The organism is Streptomyces sp. NPDC046887 (genome assembly GCF_040644755.1).
GTDB lineage: Bacteria > Actinomycetota > Actinomycetes > Streptomycetales > Streptomycetaceae > Streptomyces > Streptomyces lichenis.
Genome location: NZ_JBEYXH010000009.1, coordinates 39,553 through 61,247, shown reverse-complemented (window position 1 = coordinate 61,247; position 21,695 = coordinate 39,553). Strand labels below are relative to the sequence as shown.

Below are 21,695 nucleotides of genomic sequence, written 5' to 3'. Positions count from 1 at the left end.
TAACGGCCGGTGGCGGATCCGGCTCCGGGGCAGACAGGCCCCGGCAACCCCGGCAGGGCGTCGGCTCGCGCCGGAGGGGGACGCGCGACTCCTCACGTCCGCGGGCGCCCTCAGGACCTCTGCCACAAAGAGCTCTCGCGGTGTTCAAGGAGGACGTCCATGCCGAGCAGCAACGAGCAGCCCATCCCCGCTGCCCGCCCGGTCATCGGTGAAGAGGAGATCGAGGCGGCGGTACGCGTGCTGCGTAGCGGTCGCGTCGTGCAGGGGCCCGAGGTCGCCGCGTTCGAGGAGGAGTTCTCCGCGCTGGTCGACGGCCGCCACTGCGTCGCGGTCAACTCCGGCACCTCCGCGCTGCACCTGCTGCTGATGGCGCTGGGGGTCGGGCCCGGCGACGAGGTGATCGTCCCCTCGTTCTCCTTCGCGGCCTCGGCCAACGTGGTCCGACTGGTCGGCGCCGACGCGGTGTTCGTCGACATCGAGCCGGACGGCTTCAGCCTCGACCCGGCCGCCGTGGAGGCCGCGATCACCCCGCGGACCGCCGCCATCATGCCGGTGCACCTCTACGGGCACCCGGCCGCGATGGACCGGATCACGGCGATCGCCGGCAAGCACGGCCTCGCCGTGGTGGAGGACGCCTGCCAGGCCCACGGCGCGGCGCTGAACGGCACCCCGGTCGGCGCCTTCGGCGCGGGCGGCACCTTCAGCTTCTACCCGACCAAGAACATGCACTCGCTCGAAGGCGGCATGGTCACCACGGCGGACGCCGAGACCGCCCGCACCCTGCGCCTGCTGCGTAACCAGGGCATGGAGACGCGGTACGCCAACGAGATCGTCGGCGCCAACATGCGGCTGACCGACGTGGCCGCCGCCGTCGGCCGCGTCCAGCTCGGCAAGCTGGACGGCTGGACCGAGCAGCGCATCGCCAACGCCGCGTACCTCACGGAGCACATCACCGCCCCGAACGTGGTCACCCCGCCGGTCGCCCCGGGCGCCCGGCACGTCTACCACCAGTACACGGTCCGCATCCGCGGCGACCGGGACGCCGCCATGGCGAAGCTCACCGAGGCCGGCGTCGGCAACGCGGTCTACTACCCGACCCCCATCCACCGGCTGAAGCCGTACTGGGAGCCGGACCAGAAGGCCGGCCGCAGCTGGGACCTGCCGGAGACCGAGAAGGCCGCCGCCGAGGTGGTCTCGCTGCCCGTGCACCCCTCGCTGGGCCAGGGGGACCTGGAGCGGATCGCCGCCGCCGTGAACGCGCTGGGAGAGAACCTGTGAGCACCGCCGCCTCGCCGCTGCGCGCCGGGCTCGTCGGCCTCGGCTCGATGGGCCGCAACCACGCCCGGGTCCTGGCCTCCCTGGACGGCGTCCGACTGGTCGGCGTGGTCGACCCGATGGGCGACAAGAACGGCTGGTCGCAGGGCGCCCCGGTGCTCGCGACCGTCGAGGAGCTGATCGCCCTCGGCATCGACTACGCCGTGGTGGCCTGCCCCACCGCGCTCCACGAGCCGGTCGGCCTGGCGCTCGCCGAGGCCGGCGTGCACGCGCTGATCGAGAAGCCCCTCGCGGACACCGTGGAGGGCGCCCGCCGCCTGATGGAGGCCTTCGAGTCCCGCGGCCTGGTCGCCGGCGTCGGCCACATCGAGCGGTGCAACCCCGCGCTGCGCTCGCTGCGGACCCGGCTGGAGGCCGGCGAGCTGGGCGACGTCTACCAGGTCGTCACCCGCCGCCAGGGCCCCTTCCCGCACCGCATCGCCGACGTCGGCGTGGTCAAGGACCTGGCCACCCACGACATCGACCTCAGCGGCTGGGTCACCGGCCAGACCTACACCACCATCGCCGCGCACACCGTCTCCAAGTCGGGCCGGGTGCACGAGGACATGGTCTCCGCGGTCGGCCAGCTCTCCGACGGCACCATGGTCAACCATCTGGTCAACTGGCTGAGCCCGCTCAAGGAGCGGTTCACCTCGGTCACCGGTGAGCGCGGTTGCTTCGTCGCCGACACCCTCACCGCCGACCTGACCTTCCACTCCAACGCCGCCGTGGCCACCGAGTGGGAGGCGCTGCGCGCCTTCCGCGGTGTCTCCGAGGGCGACATGGTCCGCTACGCCATCCCCAAGCGCGAGCCGCTGCTGGTCGAGCACGAGCTGTTCCGCGACGCGGTGCGCGGCGGGCCCCGTGACATCTGCACCCTGCGGGACGGCCTGCGGACCGTGGAGGTCGCCGAGGCGGTGCTGAAGTCGGCCGCCGGCGGCGGCACGATCTTCCTGGGGAATCGGACGGACGATGACAACTGAGCAGTCTCCGGTGCGGGCCCCCGGCGGGCCCGCCACCCGGCTGACGCGGGGGGCGGGGCATGGGCAGCAGCCCTGACGTCACCGTCCCCGACGTCACCGTCGTGGTCGCCGTCTACAACACGATGCCCTACCTCACCCAGTGCCTGGAGTCACTGGTGGGGCAGAGCATCGGACGCGGCCGGCTGGAGGTCGTCGCGGTGGACGACGGCTCCACCGACGACAGCGGCCGGGAACTCGACCGGTTCGCCGCGCGGTACCCGGACACCGTCAAGGTGATCCACCAGGAGAACTCCGGCGGACCGGCGGCCCCCAGCAACCGCGCGCTGGAGGTCGCCACCGGCCGCTTCGTCTACTTCATGGGCTCCGACGACTACCTCGGCGAAGAGGCCCTGGAGCGGATGGTCGGCTACGCCGACCGGCACGAGTCGGACATCGTGGTCGGCAAGATGGTCGGCACCAACGGGCGGTACGTGCACCAGGCGCTGTACAAGAAGAACGAGCCGGACGTCGGGCTCTCCGACTCGGCGCTGCCGTTCACGCTGGCCAACACCAAGCTGTTCCGGCGCGAGTTGGTCGAGAAGCACAAGCTGCGCTTTCCCGAGGACATGCCGGTCGGCTCCGACCAGCCGTTCACCATCGAGGCCGTGGCGCGCGCCCGCCGGACCTCCGTGCTGGCCGACTACACCTGCTACTACGCGGTCAAGCGCGGCGACTCCTCCAACATCACCTACCGGGCCGACCACCTGGCCCGGTTGCGCTGCGTGGCCGACATCATGCGGCACACCGCCGGACTGATCCCGGCCGGGCCGGAGCGGGACGCCGTCTTCCACCGCCACTTCCTGTGGGAGCTGGCCAAGCTCGTCCAGCACGACTTCCCGGCCCTGGACGCCGAGACCCGCCGCCAGGTGTGCGCCGGCGTCGCCACCCTGGCCGACCAGTACTTCACCGACGGCGTACGCGACCGGATGGACGTCCAGCGCCGGGTGCGGATCGCGCTGGCGCAGCGCGGCGCGGTGGAGGAGCTGGCCCGGGCCATCGAGGACGAGGCGGAGCACGGCACCCCGCCGGTCCTGCTGGAGGACGGCCGGGCCTACGTCGGCTACCCGGGATTCCGGGACGCACTGGCCCTGCCCGACCGGGTCTTCGAGATCCTGGACGAGAACGCCGCCGCCCGGCTCGCCTCCGGCACCCGCTACCTGGACGCCGAGTGGGAGCAGACCGGCGACGAACTGGCCGTGCGCCTCGCGGTGCGGGTGCCGGTCACCGCCGACACCGCCTCGCTCACCCTGCGGCCGGCCCCGAAGGCCATGCCGCGCAGCGCCGACAAGCCCGGCGGGCGCCGGCTGCCGGCCGGCGCCGAACTCCCCGCCGAGGCGGGCGAGACGCTCCGCGAGGCCGACCCGGACGGCGCCGGCACGGTGCTGCGACTCCGGCTGCCGCTCCCCGCGCGCCGCGCCACCCTGGGCATCCGGGTCTACCTGGACGTGGCAGGCTCGGCGTACGAGATCCCGGTCCCGGTACGCGGCCGTCCGCTGCCGCTGGCCCGGCGCTGGCGGCAGCGGCTGCCCTACCGCGTCTCCGCGACCGCCAACGGCAAGGGCCGGCTGGTGGTCACCACGGCTCCGCTCTGGGAGCCCTCGTCCGGCAAGCTCAAGCGGGTGCGCCGGATTCTGTCCCGTGTGAAGAGGAAACTGTCTCGATGAACATCTGTGTAGTCGCACTCGGCAAGATCGGTCTGCCGCTCGCCGTGCAGTTCGCCATGAAGGGCCACAGGGTCATCGGCGCGGACGTCAACGGGAAGGTCGTGGAGCTGGTCAACGCCGGCACCGAGCCCTTCCCCGGCGAGCACGACCTGGACCGCCGCCTCAAGCAGACCGTCTCCGCGGGCCTGCTGTCGGCCACCACCGACACGGCCTCCGCGGTGGCGCAGTCCGACGCCGTCGTGGTCGTCGTCCCGCTGTTCGTCGACGCCGAGGGCACCCCCGACTTCGGCTGGATGGACGCCGCCACCCGGGACATCGCCAAGGGACTCAAGCCCGGCACCCTCGTCTCGTACGAGACCACCCTGCCGGTCGGCACCACCCGCACCCGCTGGGCGCCGATGCTGGAGCAGGGCTCCGGCCTCACCGCCGGCGAGGACTTCCACCTGGTGTTCTCCCCGGAGCGGGTGCTCACCGGCCGGGTCTTCGCCGACCTGCGCCGCTACCCCAAGCTGGTCGGCGGCATCGACGAGGCGTCCTCCGCCCGCGGCGTCGACTTCTACCGCCAGGTGCTGGACTTCGACGAGCGCGCCGACCTGCCGCAGCCGAACGGCGTGTGGGACCTGGGCACCGCCGAGGCCTCCGAGCTGGCCAAGCTCGCCGAGACCACCTACCGGGACGTCAACATCGGGCTGGCCAACCAGTTCGCCCGGTTCGCCGACCAGAACGGCATCGACGTCAAGAAGGTCATCGAGGCCTGCAACTCCCAGCCGTACAGCCACATCCACCAGCCCGGCATCGCCGTCGGCGGCCACTGCATCCCGATCTACCCGCGGATGTACCTGTGGAACGACCCGGAGGCCACCGTGGTCCGCTCGGCCCGCGAGGCCAACGCCGCGATGCCGGAGTACGCGGTGGACCTGCTGGCCGCCGCCTACGGCGACCTGTCCGGCGCCCACGTGCTGGTGCTGGGCGCGGCCTACCGCGGCGGCGTCAAGGAGACCGCGTTCTCCGGCGTCTTCGGCACGGTGGAGGCGCTGAAGGCGCGCGGCGCGGTGCCGTTCGTCTCGGACCCGATGTACACCGCGGAGGAGCTGGCCGACCACGGGCTGACCCCGCACCGCGGCGAGAAGGTCACCGCGGCGGTCCTCCAGGCCGACCACGCCGAGTACCGCACCCTCACCCCGGCCGACCTGCCGGACGTCACCGTGCTGGTCGACGGCCGCCGCACCACCGACCCGGAGGCCTGGAAGGGCGTCCGCCGCGTCGTCATCGGCGGCTGACCGCGCCTGGCGGCCCCCGCACAGCCCGTACGAACCCCGGCCCTGCCCCGCCACCGCGGGGCGGGGCCGCTCCGCAGGAGGAACCCATGACCTGGCTGATCACCGGCGGCGCCGGCTTCATCGGCGCGCACGTGGTGCGGGCGATGGCCGCCGCGGGCGAGCGGACCGTCGTCCTGGACGACCTGTCCACCGGCAGCGCGGACCGGCTCCCGCCGGGAGTCCCGCTGGAGACCGGCACCGTGCTCGACCGCGCCACCGTGGACCGGGTGCTGCGCGAGCACGCCGTCACCGGCATCGTGCACATCGCCGGCAAGAAGCAGGTCGCCGAGTCGGTCGCCCGCCCGCTGTACTACTACCGGGAGAACGTGGAGGGCATCCGCGTCCTGCTGGAGGCCGCCGCCGAGGCGGGCACGGGCCGCTTCCTGTTCTCCTCCTCCGCCGCGGTGTACGGCATGCCGGACGTGGACCTGGTCACCGAGGACACCCCCTGCGCGCCGATCAACCCCTACGGCGAGTCCAAGCTGGCGGGGGAGTGGCTGGTCTCCGCCGTCGGCCGCGCCCATGGCATGGCCACCGCGTCCCTGCGGTACTTCAACGTGGCCGGCGCGGCCACCCCGGAGCTGGGCGACGCCGGGGTGTTCAACCTGGTGCCGATGGTCTTCGAGCGGCTGGACGCCGGCGAGCGGCCCCGGGTCTTCGGCGACGACTACCCGACGCCGGACGGCACCTGCGTACGCGACTACATCCACGTGGAGGACATCGCCTCCGCGCACGTGGCCGCCGCCCGCCGGCTGGCCGCCGACCCGGATGCCTCGCTGGTGCTCAACATCGGGCGCGGCGAGGGCGTCTCGGTCACCGAGATGATCGACGTCATCCGCGAGGTCACCGGCCACCGGGACGCCGCCGTCGAGGTCACCGGCCGCCGCCCCGGCGACCCGGCCCGGGTGGTGGCCGCCGCCGACCGCATCCACGCCGAACTGGGCTGGACCGCCCGCCACGGGGTCAAGGAGATGGTCGCCTCCGCGTGGGCCGGCTGGCGCCGGCGCCACCCCTGACCCGCCGCCGCCCGGCGGTACGCGAAGGGGCCCCGGGATCGTCTCCCGGGGCCCCTTCGTCGTCGGCCGCGCCGCAGGCTAGCGGTCGCCGAGGAACAGCTCGTCGAACGCGCGGCTCACCACCGGCCAGTCCCAGGTGGACAGGGCGTGGTCGGCGGCCAGTTTGCCGGCGTCCCGCCAGGCCTCCTCGGTGGCCGTGGTCTCCAGGATGCGCTGGGCCGCCTCCTCCACGGAGCCGACGACCCAGCCCTGCGGGTACAGGGTGCGGGCGCTGTTCGGCTTGCCGGCGTAGAAGGGCCAGTCCCGGGAGACCGGAACGGCGGCGCTGGCCGCGCCCTCCATCAGGCCGACGTGGCAGCCCTCGCGCACCGACGAGGAGAGGATCACGCCGATGTCGGTGAGCGCCGAGGGCACGTCGTCGGTGGGGCCGAGCCGCAGCACGACGCCCTCCTGGACCAGCGGCTTCAGCTGCGCCTCCATGGCCCGGCGGTACACCCGGGTGGCCATGCTGGTCTTTGGGTTCATGTCCCCGCCGACCAGCAGCAGCCGGTACCGCTCGTCGTGCTCGCGGACCCGGCGCAGCACCTCCACGGCCCACAGCGGGTCCTTGGCGACCTGGCTGACGCCGACCAGGCCCAGGTTGAAGCGGGCGTCGGCCGGCTTCGGGCGGCCGAAGCCGGTCAGGTCCATGGCGTTGTCGACCAGGTGCGTGCGCGGCGCGGTGTCCTCGCGCAGCTGCGGCACCAGCGACTCGACCAGGTCCCGCACGTGCGGAGCCACGTACACCAGGTCGTCGATCCGGGAGAAGTCGGTCATGTGCGGCCAGCGGGTGAACGCCTCGTAGCTGTGCAGCCGCACGATGATCCGGGTGGTGCCCGGGTCGATCGTGGTGAGCATCGCCGCCGGGCCCACCGACCAGTCCAGGAAGACGGTGTCGGCCCAGTCCAGGTAGGGCCGCATCAGCCGCTCGACCTCTTCCTGGTAGGTGCTGGTGCCGCCGGAGAGGCGGTCCTCCAGCACCCGGCGTCCGGCCCACGCTATCCGCTTGAGGCTTCTCTGCGCGGCGAGGTCCAGGTAGCGCAGCTCCACGTCCTGGTGCTTGCCGTAACGGGCCAGGATGTGGTGCAGGAAGTTGTCGTTCGCGCTGGTGGTGACCAGCAGCCGCAGCGGCCGGTCCTTCGGCGGCTCGGCGTAGGGGGTGCGGCGGCCCTGCGGTCTGGCCAGCGCCCGCATCGACGGCGAGCGGTACAGCGGGGCGGTGAACCCGGCGGCGTCCTCGGCCAGCGGCGAGGACAACTGGTCGATGTGCAGCACCCGGTGGAACGCCAGGGTCAGCGCCCGGTCCAGGGCGGCCGACGCCTTCACCTGGTCCCCCCTGGCGAACTCCGCGTCGGTCTCGGCCAGTCGGGCCGCGACCGCCTTGTCCATGTCGCGCGGGCTGATGCCCTTGGCCAGCTCGTTCATCACGGCCTCGTCCAGCAGCCCCGCCCTGGTGGTCAGGTCGGGGATCTTGGACGCGGCGGCGGCCAGGGTCAGCGACGCGCCGCTGGTGCGGCCCGCCCACTGCATGCCCTCGGCGACGTACCGGGAGGTGGCGACGCGCACCCGGGGCGGGACGCCCGGCACCTGGACGGCTGTCCGCCACAGCTTGGCGCCGACCGCGGACCGCATCACCGGGCGGGCGGTGGCGTGCCGCATCACCGCGGCCGGCAGGCCGTCCATGGCGCGGCGGGCGTTGGCCTTGACGATGTCCAGCGGCGGCAGCGCCGCGCGGGTGCCGGAGGTGCCGCGCTGCTTGACCCGCTCGACCGCCTTGAGGGCCGGCGCGATGCCGAAGTGGGCTTCCTCCACACGGTAGTACTGGGCCAGCCGCCACACCGTGTACACGGCGCCGGGGTCCAGCGCCACCAGCACGTCGGCGTGCCGGGCCTGGCGGCGCAGCCAGCTGTCGCCGCGTGCCTGGAGCCACACCTTCATCCCGCCGGGCGCCTTGCGGGCCTTGCGGCGCAGCGCGGCGCTGCGGGTGTTGAGGTTGCGCGGCAGCTGGTGGGTCTCGGTCAGCGGGGTGGTGCCGAGCTCGGCGACCGACGGCAGGTGGAAGATGCCGCCCAGGTACGTGGCCGCTCCCAGCGCCTGGAACTTGCGCACCGAGTCGGCGAAGACGCCCATCTGCGGCTTGGTGCTGGCGATGAACAGGACGTTGGTCACTGGGAGGGTCCTCCGGCGGCGGGCTGGGTGTCGGCGAGGGCGGCCGCGTCCCCGGCGCTGTCCCGGTGGAGGGCCGCGTGGTCGTCGATCAGGGTCTTCACCGCGACGCTCATCACCGCCTCGCGGGTGAACCGGTCGGCGTGCGCCATCGCTTCGGCGTGCACCTCGTCGCTGGTCTCCACCGCCATGTGCGCGGCCCTGACGAACGACTCGGTCAGGCCCGCCACGTCCAGCCCGGGAGCGCCGGTCCACAGCGGGTGGCCCTCAAGGACGTTGGACGCGTCGTGCTCGACCACGTGGGCGGAGACGATCGGCAGCCCGGTCGCCATGTACTCGTAGACCTTGCCGGAGGTGACGTACCGGCCGCCGATGAGGATGAGGACCATCGCGTCCCAGCGGGCGTAGATCGAGGCGACCTCGGCCTTGGCGGCGGGGCCGCCGAAGCGGACGCCGTCCGGCTCGGCCTGCTTGAGCACCTCGGCGTGCCGGTTGGCCTCGCGCCCGGAGCCGTTGCCGATGTGGCCGCGGACCTCGAAGGTGGCGTTGGCCAGCAGCGGCTCCCGCTCCCGGGCGGCCCGCCAGGCGTCCAGCACCGTCTCCAGGTGCGGGACGGTGAAGTTGACGGTGCCCAGGTAGCCGAAGGCGAGGCCGGCGCCGGTGTCCGGGCGGTGCACCCGGCCCGGGGAGCTGTCGGCGTCGTAGCCGTTGCGCACCACGTGCACGCGGTCGGCGAACTCCGGGTAGCGGGTGCGGTAGTGCTCGGCGATCGGGTCGTTGACCACCCACAGCGAGACCGCGTGGTCCAGGATGCGCTGCTCCCAGATCCCCTCGGCGGAGTCGCGGGCGAAGCACTCCACGCCCTCGATGACGTCGATCGACCAGCCGTCGCGGAAGTCCACCGCGTACGGGACCTTCGCCTCCTCCCACAGCTTCCAGGCCGCGGCGAGGTTGACGTAGGGGACGCAGCTGGCGAGCAGCAGGTCGGCCGGCTGCTCGGCGTGCACCTTCAGCACCGCCTGCTCCAGATCGCCGCGCCAGTCGCCGAAGTTGGGCTCCGGGAAGGGCTCCATCTGGCGGCGGCGCAGCCGGGTGACCCAGCCGTTCGGGTTGAGCGCGCGCTCCTCGCTGTACAGACCGATGTCGGTCTCCAGGTCCTCGCGCGACAGGGGCAGTTCGACGATCCGGACGCGCGGGTCGACCTGCTCCAGCAGGGTGAGGTCCACGCCGGAGTCGCGCTCCCAGGACTCCTGGGCGATGGTGACCACGGTGACGTCCCAGCCCTGGCGGACGAACTGGTTGGCCGTCTCGCGCATGCGGTAGGCGCAGCTCTTGGCGGCGGGCGGGAAACCGATGGCGAGATAGATCACGTGAGGCCGCTCGCCCGCGAAGGCAGGCGGCCGGGACGTGGGAGACACTGACATAACCGGTGACGCTAGCACGGTGAGATGGACGGAAAAGTGACCCCGAGGGGTCCTTTGTCCCTCACGCGTGCCGGCTGCCTCCCTTCTGCTCGTGCAGGTCCGCGAGGATGCGCACGACGTTACGGGCGGCCTGCCCGTCCCCGTACGGGGTGCCGGGGTCGGCGGTGGGCGCCGGCCGGGTCACCGTGGCGGCCCAGTCGTCCGCGGACAGCGTGTGCGGGTCGGGTACGAGGACGTTCCAACCGGTGTCCACGGTTTCCACCCACTCGGTCTCCGGCCGGATCGTGGTGTTGACCCGCTCCAGCAGGAAGGCCTCCTTCTGCAGGCCGCCGGAGTCGGTGACCACACCGGTGGAGGCCAGCACGGCGGCGATCAGACCGGCGTACGGCAGCGGGCGGCCGACGTGCACCGAGCCCTGGGCCAGCTCGATGCCGTGCTCCTCGGCGCGGGCCACCAGCCGCGGGTGGGCCAGCAGGGCGACCGGCACCGGCAGCGCGGCCAGCGACGCGATGATGGCGGACAGCCGCTCGGGGTCGTCGGTGTTGTCCGGGCGGTGGAGGGTGGCCAGCAGGAACGGCCGGGAGGGGTCGATGCCCTCGGGCAGCGAGGGCGCCGGGTGCTTGCCGGCCCGCACGTCGTCGCGGATGCGCAGGCAGATGTCCACCATCACGTCGCCGGCGAGCACGGCGCGGTCCTTGAGGCCCTCGTCGGCGAGGTGGCGCATGGCCTCCTCGGTCGGCGCGAGCAGCACGTCGGCGCAGTGGTCGGTGAGCACCCGGTTGTGCTCCTCGGGCATGCGCCGGTTGAACGAGCGCAGCCCGGCCTCCAGATGCGCCACCGGCAGGTGCATCTTCACGGCCGAAAGGGCGCCCGCGATGGTGGAGTTGGTGTCCCCGTAGACCAGCACCCAGTCCGGGCGCTCGCGCTCCAGCACCGGGTCGAGCGCGGCGAGCACCGTGCCGGTCTGCACGCCGTGGCTGCCGGAGCCGACCCCGAGGTGGACGTCCGGGTCGGGGATGCCCAGTCCGTCGAAGAAGACGTCGGAGAGGTCCGCGTCATAGTGCTGCCCGGTGTGCACGATGACGTGCTCGTGCTCCGTTCCGGCGAAGGCCGCCGCGATGGGGGCGAGCTTCACCAGTTGGGGACGGGCGCCGACGATGCTGATGACTTTCACTGAGCACTCTTCTTCTACTGGGTACAGGTCGATGAGGGAGACGTGCCGTGCCATCGTAGGCAATCCCGGGAAGGGGTCGGTCCGCGGCTCCGGCCATAACGATTCCGGGACAACCGGCGCCCGCCCGCCCCCTCACCCCTGCCGTGCTCCTCCGGTGGCCCTCCTGTCCCCTTCCCGTATCCCTCCCGTCCGCCTGCCGGGCCGTCCCTCGGGCCCCGCGACCGGTCCGGATCCCGCCCCGGGGCGGTGTTATCGTCACGCGAGCCCGGGGGCGGCAAGGCGCCCCCGCGTGTGTGCTGGAGAGGGTCGGCGGTGAGCCATGGCGGGACGGTCCGCGCGTAATCCCCACGGAGAGACGGGCGTTCGCCCTTCGGACCGGGAGCGGGACCGGGGTCGGGGCGGCTCCGGTCCGGGGCTGCCCGGGGCGGCGGTGCCCGCCGGCACCGACTGGCTGGTGCGCGGCAAGGACGGCCGGCTCACCGCCTACGCGGCGGTCGAGGACGCGGTGCTGCGGTGGACCGAGGCGCACCCCGGCGGGCCCGGCTGGGCCGGCCCGGACACCATCCCCGCCCCCGGCAACGACCCGTATGTGTGTATAGCCCAGGGCGCCGACGCCTATGTGCATCTGGTCGGGCTGCGCCGCACCCGCGGCGCCGGCGGGAAGCCCGCCACCGAGGTGGTCTGCGCCCTGCAGTACCAGTCCGGGCTGGCGGTGCGCTCCTGGGAGACGGTCGGCAACCCGTTCCCGGACGACCCGGAGGCGGCGGCCCGGATCGGCCCGCCCACCGCCGTCGTCGACACCACCGGCTCACTGCACGTCTTCGTCGCCGACCCGGGCGGCGGGGTCCGGCACCGCGCCCAGGTGGCCTCCGGCAAGTGGAACCGGTGGGCCGACCTCGGGGGGCTGCGGATCACCGGCCGGGTCTCGACCGCGCTGCTGGACGACGAGCTGATGGAGCTGCTGGCGCCGACTCCCCGGCACCTGATGCGGTGGACCCAGCCCGGGCGCGGGGTGAAGTTCGTCCGCGCCGCGGACATCCCGGCCGCCCCCGAGCCCGACTCGCTGTCCCGGGTGGCGACCGCCCCGGGGCGGCTCACCCATGTGTGGCACGACCGCGGGGACCGCACGGTACGGACCTGGCGCGCCGGCCCCGGCGGGGCCGCCGCCGACCCCGCCCCGCTGGGCGGTCCGGGCGGCAGCGGTGCCGTCGCGCTGCTGCGTACGCCGGTGGACGGCCACGACTGCACGGTGATGGTCCGCCGGGACGGTGCCACCGGCCGCCCGGCGATCGCCGCCTACCCCACCGAGGAGGAACCCCTGGGCGCCTCCTGGACCCTCACCGGCGCCCCCTGCCTGGGTGCCCCCGCGCTCGCCCTGGACGGCCGCGGCCGGGTGGTCGTCGCCGCCTTCGGCATCGACGGCACCCTCCGCGTCGCCCGCCAGAAGTCCGAGCCCGGCCTCGCCCTGGATGCCTGGACGGCGGTCTGAGGCGGGGGCCTTGGCGGCCCGGTCGCGCCTCGCCTCGGTGACGGCGGCCCGTGTACGGGGTCGGCGCCCTGCCCCCCCCGTATGCCGCCGCCCCGGTCGGGCGCCCGTCTCGCGGGGCCGGCCGGGGCGGAGAGGGGGCGGGTCAGCCGGTGGGGCGTTCGGTGAGGGTGCCGTCCTGCTCGTCGTAGAGCTCACCGGTCTGCGGGCACTCCCAGACGCCCGGCTCGCCGGCGCGCTCCACCAGGCGTACGCCGGTGCGGCCGACCCAGCCGAGGCGGCGGGCCGGGACGCCGGCGACCAGGGCGAAGTCGGGGACGTCCCGGGTGACCACGGCGCCCGCGGCGACCATCGCCCAGCGGCCGACCCGGACCGGGGCGACGCACACCGAGCGGGCGCCGAGCGAGGCGCCCTCGGCGACCTTGACGCCGACCGCCTCCCAGTCGCCGCCGCGCTTCTGCTTGCCGGCCGGGTCCACCGAGCGCGGGTTGTGGTCGTTGGTGAGGACGACCGCGGGGCCGACGAAGACGCCGTCCGCCAGCTCGGCCGGCTCGTAGACCAGCGCGTAGTTCTGCAGCTTGACGTTGTCGCCGATGCGCACCCCGGTGCCGACGTACGCGCCGCGGCCGACCACGCAGCCCTCGCCGAGCTGGGCGTCCTCGCGGATCTGGGCGAGCTCCCACACGCTGCTGCCGGCGCCGATCCGGGCGCTCTCGGCGACCTGGGCGGTGGGCTGGACCCTGTAGTTCACGCTGCTCTGCCTTCCGGCTTCCATTGCTGCCATACGGATACGAACACGGCTGTCGCCGCCGTGAGCATACGGGGCGCGGAGGGCGGCCCGGCGGGGCGTACCGGTCGTCAGGGCGAGTGCCCGGCGACCAGCAGCAGATGGCCGCCGAAGAGCCCGGAGACCACCGCCGCCGGGAGCAGCACCGCCCGCAGCACCCCCGGCCGCGCCCGGCCCAGCGCGGCGGCGACCGGCAGCAGCAGGGCGAACGCGGGCAGCAGGAAGCGGCCCTTGGAGTGGAAGTAGCCCGCCCCGCCGACGGTGATCAGCAGGGTGAGCCCGGAGTGCACCAGCAGCGGCAGCGGCCACCGCTGGAGGACGCACACCACCAGCAGCACCGCCGCGCCGGCCAGCACCGCGGCCACCGCCGCCGCGCTCAGCGGCGTCTCGGGGCGGGCGAACAGCCGGCCCAGCCGGTCCCAGGTGTACGCCCCGCCGTCCACGTACGAACCCCACCGCCGCTGCACCACGAAGTAGCCGTCCCAGCGGCCGGCCCGGACGCCGGTCCAGGCGACCCAGCCGAGCCAGCCCAGCGGCGCCAGCGCGAGGGCCAGGGCGGGGCGCCGGGGGAGCGGCCGGGCCCGCAGCGCGAGCAGCGCGGACACTCCGACCGCCGCCGCCACCGCGATCCCGGTCGGCCGGGTCAGCCCGGCCAGGCAGGCCAGCGCCCCGGCGGCCGGCCAGCGCCCGGTCAGCACCGCGTACAGCGCCCAGGCGGCGAGCGCGGTGAACAGGCTCTCGGTGTACGCCATGGACTCCACCACGGCGTGCGGCAGGACGCCCCACAGCACGGTGGCGATGAAGGCGGTACGCCGCCCCGCGCAGCGCTCCGCCACCGCGTACACCCCCCACGCGGCCACCCCCGACGCGGTGAGCGACAGCAGCAGCGCCGCCCACGGGGCGGGCAGCGGGGTGAGGGTGGCGGCGGTGCGGATCAGCACCGGGTAGAGGGGGAAGAACGCGTACCGGCACAGCTCCCCCTGCGCCGGGCAGCTCCCGGCGTACCCCTGCTCGGCGATCAGCAGGTACCACGCCGAGTCCCACCGGCCGGCCAGCAGGTCGAGCGCGCTCCGGTCGGTGCGGGCGAGCGCCAGCGCGAGGCCGAGCGCCCGCACCGCCGCGTACGCCAGCAGCGCCGGCCGGGCGCGGGCCAGCGCGGCGGCCGCCTGCCCGGTGGCCCTGCGGCGGGCGGGCCGCCGGCCCGACGCGGGCAGCCGCAGCGGCGCGCCCGCCCCGGCCGCCGCCGTGTCCACCCCGCCCCGCGAGCCGGCCTGCGGCTGCGCCATGTCTCTCCCTCCGCGCGGCCCCGTCCCCGGGGGAGGGGAGGGATGCCAGGGAGAGTCTGGGACGAAGAGGGCGACGTGGCCGCTTATATGATCGGCGCGCCGATCATGCCGCACCCGAACGCCGGAAGGGGGTGCGGTACGGGGGCGCCGGCGGGCCGCGGTTCCGGTCCGGTTTGACCCCCGGCGGGGGCGTCCGTAACCTTGACCGTCGGCGTGTCTTCCGTACGCGCCGACTCCTGAGCACCCTCCTCCGCCGGCCGCCCCTCGCGGGCGCCCGGAGAGGCCGCTCATCCCATCCGGACGGTCATGGGCCCGCGTGGCCCGTGCGGGCGGCTGGCATCAGGGGTTCCCGTTCCGAGCGAGAGAGAGATCCGCGTGTACGCCATCGTGCGCAGCGGTGGTCGCCAGCACAAGGTTGCGGTCGGCGACATCGTTGAGGTTGACAAGATTTCCACTGCCAAGGTTGGCGACACGGTCGAGCTCTCGACCCTGCTCGTGGTCGACGGCGACTCCGTCACCAGCGACCCGTGGGTGCTGGACGGCATCAAGGTCCAGGCCGAGATCGTGGACCACCACAAGGGCGCCAAGATCGACATCCTGCGCTACAAGAACAAGACCGGCTACCGCCGCCGCCAGGGCCACCGCCAGCAGTACACGGCGATCAAGGTCACCGGCATCCCGTCGGCCGCGAAGTAAGGGACTGAGGAGACATGGCACACAAGAAGGGCGCATCGTCCACCCGGAACGGTCGCGACTCCAACGCTCAGCGGCTCGGCGTGAAGCGCTTCGGCGGTCAGGTCGTCAACGCCGGTGAGATCCTGGTCCGCCAGCGCGGCACCCACTTCCACCCCGGTTCGGGCGTGGGCCGCGGCGGCGACGACACGCTGTTCGCCCTGCAGGCCGGCGCCGTGCAGTTCGGCACCCACCGCGGTCGCAAGGTCGTGAACATCGTTCCGGCTGCCTGATTTTCTTTCGCGGAGGCGGACCTCACTTCCCGTACGGGAAGCGGGTCCGCCTCTCGCTTGTTTTCCGTAAGACCGAAAGCACGTCACACGCACCGGAGGCACCCACATGACCACCTTCGTGGACCGCGTCGAACTGCACGTCGCCGCGGGTAGCGGAGGCCACGGCTGCGCCTCCGTGCACCGGGAGAAGTTCAAGCCGCTCGGCGGCCCCGACGGCGGCAACGGCGGCCGGGGCGGCGACGTCATCCTGGTCGTCGACCAGTCCGTCACCACGCTCCTCGACTACCACCACTCGCCGCACCGCAAGGCCACCAACGGCAAGCCCGGCGAGGGCGGCAACCGCTCCGGCAAGGACGGCCAGGACCTGATCCTGCCCGTGCCGGACGGCACCGTGGTGCTGGACAAGCGGGGCGAGGTGCTCGCCGACCTGGTCGGCCACGGCACCTCCTTCGTCGCCGCCGAGGGCGGCCGCGGCGGCCTCGGCAACGCGGCGCTGGCCTCCGCCCGCCGCAAGGCCCCCGGCTTCGCCCTGCTCGGCGAGCCCGGCCGGTCCGGTGACATCGTGCTGGAGCTCAAGACCGTCGCCGACGTGGCCCTGGTCGGCTACCCCAGCGCCGGCAAGTCCTCGCTGATCTCGGTGCTCTCCGCCGCCAAGCCGAAGATCGCGGACTACCCCTTCACCACCCTCGTCCCCAACCTGGGCGTGGTCACCGCCGGCTCCACCGTCTACACGGTCGCCGACGTCCCCGGCCTCATCCCCGGCGCCAGCCAGGGCCGCGGCCTGGGCCTGGAGTTCCTGCGCCATGTCGAGCGGTGCAGCGTCCTGGTGCACGTCCTGGACACCGCAACGCTGGAGTCCGACCGCGACCCGGTCTCCGACCTCGACGTCATCGAGGAGGAGCTGCGCCAGTACGGCGGGCTGGACGACCGCCCCCGGATCGTCGTCCTCAACAAGGTGGACATCCCCGACGGCAAGGACCTCGCCGAGATGATCCGGCCGGACCTGGAGGAGCGCGGCTACCGCGTCTTCGAGGTCTCCGCCGTCGCCCACCTCGGTCTGAAGGAGCTGTCCTTCGCGCTCGCCGAGATCGTCGCCACCGCCCGCGCCGCCCGGCCCAAGGAGGAGGCGACCCGGATCGTCATCCGCCCCAAGGCCGTGGACGACGCCGGGTTCACCGTCACCCGCGAGGACGAGGGCCTGTTCCGGGTCCGCGGCGACAAGCCCGAACGCTGGGTCCGCCAGACCGACTTCAACAACGACGAGGCCGTCGGCTACCTGGCCGACCGGCTCAACCGCCTCGGTGTCGAGGAGCAGTTGATGAAGGCGGGCGCCCGGGCGGGTGACGGCGTCGCCATCGGCCCCGAGGACGACGCGGTCGTCTTCGACTGGGAGCCGACGATGATGGCCGGCGCCGAGATGCTCGGCCGCCGCGGCGAGGACCACCGTCTGGAGGCCCCCCGCCCGGCCGCCCAGCGCCGCAGGGACCGCGACGCGGAGCGGGACGAGGCCGAGCGCGCCTACGACGACTTCGAGCCGTTCTAGGCCCGGCCCGTCTCTTCGGTTACGTACGGTAGTCGGCAGGGTGCGCGGGAGGGGTGCCGCGCCCCCTCCCGCGGCCGGGGAACGGCGGTCGGCCGCCCCGGTCCGTACCCCCCCGTCCCCGGCCCCGCCGTCCGGCCCCGCGCGCGCCCTCGCCGGTGGCGGAGCGGGTGCGCGGGCCGCGTGATGTCGGACACGCCGCCGCCCGCCGCCGGTCCCGCCAACGCCCCTGACCGCAGGGTGAACCCCAGGTGTCGCGGAGGTGGGCGCAGGCCGCCGTCCGCCTTGCGGGACAGTCACGCAGAGTGCGACCATCAGGCCGTCCCCCATCCCCGCAAGGTAGGTCGTTCTGTGTCAGCGCCGCGTGAAGCAAAGACCCGCACCACAGCTGTCGTGCTCGCCGGGGGCACCGGCCAGCGCGTGGGGCTCTCCATTCCGAAGCAGCTGCTGAAGATCGCGGGCAAGGCGGTCATCGAGCACACGCTGACCATCTTCGAGAACGCCGAGTCCATCGACGACGTGATCGTGCTGATGGCCCCGGGCTTCACCGGCGATGTCGAGAAGATCGTCGCCAAGGCCGGACTGACCAAGGTCAAGCGGGTCATCGAGGGCGGCTCGACCCGCAACGAGACCACCGAGCGGGCCATCGCCGCGCTCGGCGAGGGGCTGGCCGAGGGCGAGGACCTCAACGTCCTCTTCCACGACGCGGTGCGCCCGCTGCTCTCCCAGCGCGTCATCCAGGACTGCGTCGACGCCCTCGACCGCTACCAGGCCGTGGACGTCGCCATCCCCTCCGCGGACACCATCATCGTCACCCGCACCCACGGCGAGGACGGCGAGTTCATCACCGACGTCCCGGACCGTTCCCGGCTGCGCCGCGGCCAGACCCCGCAGGCGTTCAAGCTCTCCACCATCCGCCGGGCCTACGAGGTCGCCGCCGAGGACCCCAACTTCCAGGCCACCGACGACTGTTCGGTGGTGCTCAAGTACCTGCCCGACGTGCCGATCCACGTGGTCTCGGGCGACGAGTACAACATGAAGGTGACCCAGCCGGTCGACGTCTTCATCGCCGACAAGCTGTTCCAGCTCGCCTCCACCGCCGCCCCCCGCCAGGCCGACGAGGCCGCCTACCGCGAACTGCTCGCCGGCAAGACCCTGGTCGTCTTCGGCGGCTCCTACGGCATCGGCGCCGACATCGCCCGGCTCGCCGAGAGCTACGGGGCCTCCGTCTACGCCCTCGGCCGCTCCAGCACCGGCACCCACGTGGAGAACCCCGAGCACGTCGAGCAGGCGCTGGCCACGGCGTACGCGGAGACCGGCCGCATCGACCACGTCATCAACACCGCCGGGGTGCTGCGCATCGGCCGGCTCGCCGAGACCGACCACGCCACCATCCGGGAAGCGCTGGACGTCAATTACCTGGCCCCCGTGCAGATCGCCCGGGCCGCCTACAAGTACCTGGTCGAGACCAAGGGGCAGCTGCTGCTCTACACCTCCTCCAGTTACACCCGGGGCCGCGCCGAGTACAGCCTTTACTCGTCCACCAAGGCCGCCATGGTGAATCTCACCCAGGCCCTTGCCGATGAATGGGCCGCCGACGGAATCCGGGTCAACTGCGTCAATCCCGAGCGCACCGCCACCCCGATGCGGACCAACGCCTTCGGCCGGGAGCCGGCCGGCTCGCTGCTCTCCTCCGAGGCCGTCGCCCGCACCTCGCTGGACGTCCTGCTCTCGGAACTGACCGGTCACGTCGTCGATGTGCGCCAGCAGGACCCGACCGCCGGCGCGAGCGAGGCGTCCGGCTTCGAGCAGGCCCTCGCGGCGGTCCTGGACCGCCAGGAGGATGTGTAATACTCGGCGGATATTCGTCTCTGATCCGGGTGATTTCGGTGCGGCCGCAAAGGTCGGATTTCCGATAAGGGCACTGCCGGAAACAGCAGGGTCACAGGAAATTCACAGGAATGGCGCACCGGCCGGACGGACGCTCCGGTGAACGGACCGCCCGCCGGATGCTGCGGTGAGGAGACCCCCCGCCGGATGCTCCGGTGCGGGGACCGCCCGCCGGACGCCCTCCCGGACGCCCGGTCCTCCGAGCGCACCACCCGCTGGACGCACGACCGGCCGCGAACGACCCCTCTGGAGCAGATTCCACGTGATTTCGACCATCATCCGGCTGGCCCGCGTCGGCAGCGGGTCCGAGCTGGCCGCGGCCGTCCTGATGGGGATCGGCTATCCGAGCGTCCTGGCCGCCGCCCTGATACCGAACCTGTGGTTCTTCGCGGGGGCCGCGGCGGTCACCTACGCCGCCGACTGGTATCTGCACCAGAAGAAGAGCTACCTGGTCAACCGGCTCGGTCAGGTGCGGCTCGGCCTGCCGATCCGCTTCCTGCTGCGCGAGCTGCTGCTGGTCCTGCTGCTGGCCCGCGAGGGCCTCGCCGACCACCCGCTGTTCTACGCCGCCGTCGGCTGCCTGATGGTCTTCTACGGCCTCCAGGCCGCACAGGGCGCCCTCGCCACCCTCGTCCGGCTGCGCCGCACCATGCCGGTCGTCACCCGCAACGTCGACCTGCACGCGGTCCGCGTCCCCGACGCCCCGCCGCGCCCCCTGCTGCACCGCTCCGCCGAGAAGATACTGCACGTCGACATCCTGGCGCTGGCCGGCCTGCTGGCCGCGGTGATCACCGGGCGGGACGCCTACGGCTACGCGGGCGTCGCCTGCACCCTCGCGCTCGGCCTGCTCTACATCCTGGCCCTCGCCCCGTACCTGCGGCGCAGCCGCCGCGCCCCGGCCGCCGGCGCCGTGCTCAAGGCCGTCACCAAGTGGCTCGGCGAGTACCAGCCGACCGTCGCCCTGTACTTCTCCGGCGGCGCCGACTCCGCGTACCAGCTCAACATGTGGCTGGAGACCCTGGAGCGGCTGGACGGCCGGCCGATCATCATCATGCGCGAGCGCAACCTGGTCGAGAAGCTGCACCAGACCACCGTGCCGGTGCTCTGCGTCCCGGGCGGCCAGCACCTGATGGCCATGGACCTCTCCACCATCCGGGTCACGCTCTACCCCGCCAACGTCGGCAAGAACATCCACATGCTCCGCGAGCCCAACATGAAGCACGTCTTCATCGGGCACGGCGACAGCGACAAGCTGGCCAGCGTCAACCCGTTCTCCAAGGTGTACGACGAGGTGTGGACCGCCGGGCAGGCCGGTCGCGACCGGTACGCCCTCGCCGAGGTCGGCGTGCGCGACGAGGACATCGTGGAGGTCGGCCGCCCGCAGCTGGCGCCCATCACCCCCGCCGCGGCCACCCCGAAGCACCTGATCCCCACCGTCCTGTACGCCCCCACCTGGGAGGGCTGGGACCACAAGGCCGGCAACACCTCGCTGCTGCTGGCCGGCGAGAACATCGTCCGGCGGCTGCTGGAGGCCGACCGCCCGGTGCGGGTCGTCTACAAGCCGCACCCCTTCACCGGGCTGGTGAACCGCAAGGCCAAGGCCGTCGACGCCCGCATCCGGAAGATGATCACCACCGCCGCGGCGGCCCGCGCCACCGACCCCCGCTGGGCCGGCCAGGCCGCCGAGACCGCCGGGCAGCGGTCCGCCGCCCGCGCCGAACTCACCCGGATCGAGGCCCGGCTCGCCGAGCTGACCGAGACCGGCCGCCCCGGCAGTGACGAGGCCGAGACCTCCCGCACCTCGCTGGCCGACCCGCACCGCCTCGCCGAGGTCCGGCGGCTGCGCGCCGAGCGCGACGACGCCTACTGGCGCTCGCTGGGCTGGTGGGAGCACACCGTGGTGACCGGGGCCGCGCCCTCGCTGTACGACTGCTTCAACGAGGCCGACGCCATGGTCTCCGACATCTCCAGCGTCGTCTCCGACTTCATCACCAGCGGCAAGCCGTACGCGGTGACCGACTCCGCCGAGCTGGGCGCCGAGGAGTTCAAGCGGCAGAACACCGCCGTACGGGCCGCGGTCGTCCTCTCCAACAGCGCGGCCGAGCTGGACGAACTGCTCGACGCCGTCGCCGACCCGGCCGCCGACCGGCTGGCCGGCGCCCGCCGGGAACTCAAGCGGTACCTGCTCGGGCCCGACCGGCCGACCTCCCAGGAGCGGTTCAACGCGGCCGTGCGCGCGCTGACCGCCAAGGCCGAGGCGCGCAACGCGAGCGTCGCCCGGAAGCTGGCCGGCGAGGAGATCGCCCGGCTCGACGAGGAGGCCGCCGGCGCCGACGCCACCGAGCCGCCCGCCGCCGCCGTGGACACGGTCGCCGAACAGGGCGCCGCCGAGGAGCCGGAGCAGGCCGAGCGGCCCGAGCCCGGCACCCCGGCCGCGGTCGACCCGGCCGCCGCCGAGGCGGCGGAAGCCGATCCGGCGATCGCCGAGGACGTGGCCGCCGCCGGAGCGCCCGCCGAGGCAGCGGCGCCGACCACCGCGGCCGCCGCCCCCTGACCCGTACCGGCCCGGAGCACGGACCCCCCACCGCGGGGCGGCCGGCTCC

16 protein-coding genes are annotated in these 21,695 nt (G+C 73.5%); 11 read left to right on the top strand and 5 right to left on the bottom strand.

Features of this window, described 5'->3' with window-relative positions:
* The first annotated feature begins 159 nt into the window (after positions 1 to 159).
* The 5 genes from ABZ945_RS11825 (at position 160) to galE (ending at position 6,335) form a co-directional block, all read left to right on the top strand.
* Positions 160 to 1,278 carry a DegT/DnrJ/EryC1/StrS family aminotransferase gene (locus ABZ945_RS11825; protein WP_361267235.1) on the top strand — a complete coding sequence of 373 codons (1,119 nt, stop codon included), beginning with the start codon at positions 160 to 162 and terminating at the stop codon, positions 1,276 to 1,278.
* The gene (locus tag ABZ945_RS11820) at positions 1,275 to 2,297 is read left to right on the top strand and encodes a Gfo/Idh/MocA family oxidoreductase (protein ID WP_361267233.1); all 1,023 of its coding nucleotides are present in this window, start codon (positions 1,275 to 1,277) and stop codon (positions 2,295 to 2,297) included. Before ABZ945_RS11825 ends, ABZ945_RS11820 begins: the two co-directional genes overlap by 4 nt.
* A 59-nt stretch (positions 2,298 to 2,356) precedes the next feature.
* Entirely contained in the window at positions 2,357 to 4,000 is a 1,644-nt protein-coding gene (locus ABZ945_RS11815) for a glycosyltransferase (RefSeq protein WP_361267231.1), read from the top strand.
* Entirely contained in the window at positions 3,997 to 5,280 is a 1,284-nt protein-coding gene (locus tag ABZ945_RS11810) for a nucleotide sugar dehydrogenase (RefSeq protein WP_361267229.1), read from the top strand. Before ABZ945_RS11815 ends, ABZ945_RS11810 begins: the two co-directional genes overlap by 4 nt.
* An 86-nt stretch (positions 5,281 to 5,366) precedes the next feature.
* Positions 5,367 to 6,335, top strand: a complete 969-nt coding sequence (galE, locus tag ABZ945_RS11805) for a UDP-glucose 4-epimerase GalE (protein ID WP_361267227.1) — start codon at positions 5,367 to 5,369, stop codon at positions 6,333 to 6,335.
* Between the two features lie 78 nt (positions 6,336 to 6,413).
* Here the strand turns inward: galE and ABZ945_RS11800 are convergent, their stop codons facing one another.
* The 3 genes from ABZ945_RS11800 to wecB all read right to left on the bottom strand — a co-directional run bounded on the left by ABZ945_RS11800 (position 6,414) and on the right by wecB (position 11,138).
* The gene (locus ABZ945_RS11800; RefSeq protein ID WP_361267225.1) at positions 6,414 to 8,543 is read right to left on the bottom strand and encodes a glycosyltransferase family 1 protein; all 2,130 of its coding nucleotides are present in this window, start codon (positions 8,541 to 8,543) and stop codon (positions 6,414 to 6,416) included.
* Positions 8,540 to 9,910, bottom strand: a complete 1,371-nt coding sequence (locus ABZ945_RS11795; RefSeq protein WP_361267456.1) for a glycosyltransferase — start codon at positions 9,908 to 9,910, stop codon at positions 8,540 to 8,542. The genes ABZ945_RS11800 and ABZ945_RS11795 overlap by 4 nt, the downstream gene beginning before the upstream one ends.
* Before the next feature lie 115 nt (positions 9,911 to 10,025).
* Positions 10,026 to 11,138: a UDP-N-acetylglucosamine 2-epimerase (non-hydrolyzing) gene (gene wecB, locus ABZ945_RS11790; protein WP_361267223.1), complete on the bottom strand. Its 1,113-nt coding sequence runs from the start codon at positions 11,136 to 11,138 to the stop codon at positions 10,026 to 10,028.
* Positions 11,139 to 11,568: 430 nt separating this feature from the next.
* Between wecB and ABZ945_RS11785 the strand changes: the two genes are divergently transcribed.
* Complete coding sequence (locus tag ABZ945_RS11785; protein WP_361267221.1) at positions 11,569 to 12,627, top strand: hypothetical protein; 1,059 nt, start codon at positions 11,569 to 11,571, stop codon at positions 12,625 to 12,627.
* A gap of 142 nt (positions 12,628 to 12,769) precedes the next feature.
* Here ABZ945_RS11785 and ABZ945_RS11780 read toward each other — a convergent pair whose 3' ends face one another.
* The gene (locus ABZ945_RS11780) at positions 12,770 to 13,375 is read right to left on the bottom strand and encodes an acyltransferase (protein WP_361267219.1); all 606 of its coding nucleotides are present in this window, start codon (positions 13,373 to 13,375) and stop codon (positions 12,770 to 12,772) included.
* Positions 13,376 to 13,482: 107 nt separating this feature from the next.
* Positions 13,483 to 14,697, bottom strand: a complete 1,215-nt coding sequence (locus ABZ945_RS11775) for a glycosyltransferase family 39 protein (protein ID WP_361267217.1) — start codon at positions 14,695 to 14,697, stop codon at positions 13,483 to 13,485.
* 375 nt (positions 14,698 to 15,072) lie between these two features.
* Between ABZ945_RS11775 and rplU the strand changes: the two genes are divergently transcribed.
* The 5 genes from rplU (at position 15,073) to ABZ945_RS11750 (ending at position 21,646) form a co-directional block, all read left to right on the top strand.
* Positions 15,073 to 15,393: a 50S ribosomal protein L21 gene (rplU, locus tag ABZ945_RS11770; protein ID WP_361267215.1), complete on the top strand. Its 321-nt coding sequence runs from the start codon at positions 15,073 to 15,075 to the stop codon at positions 15,391 to 15,393.
* 14 nt (positions 15,394 to 15,407) lie between these two features.
* Positions 15,408 to 15,662: a 50S ribosomal protein L27 gene (gene rpmA, locus ABZ945_RS11765; protein WP_031070415.1), complete on the top strand. Its 255-nt coding sequence runs from the start codon at positions 15,408 to 15,410 to the stop codon at positions 15,660 to 15,662.
* Between the two features lie 106 nt (positions 15,663 to 15,768).
* Positions 15,769 to 17,205: a GTPase ObgE gene (gene obgE, locus ABZ945_RS11760; RefSeq protein WP_361267213.1), complete on the top strand. Its 1,437-nt coding sequence runs from the start codon at positions 15,769 to 15,771 to the stop codon at positions 17,203 to 17,205.
* A gap of 348 nt (positions 17,206 to 17,553) precedes the next feature.
* Complete coding sequence (locus ABZ945_RS11755) at positions 17,554 to 19,053, top strand: bifunctional cytidylyltransferase/SDR family oxidoreductase (protein WP_361267211.1); 1,500 nt, start codon at positions 17,554 to 17,556, stop codon at positions 19,051 to 19,053.
* Between the two features lie 301 nt (positions 19,054 to 19,354).
* Complete coding sequence (locus ABZ945_RS11750) at positions 19,355 to 21,646, top strand: hypothetical protein (RefSeq protein ID WP_361267209.1); 2,292 nt, start codon at positions 19,355 to 19,357, stop codon at positions 21,644 to 21,646.
* The last annotated feature ends 49 nt before the right edge of the window (positions 21,647 to 21,695 follow it).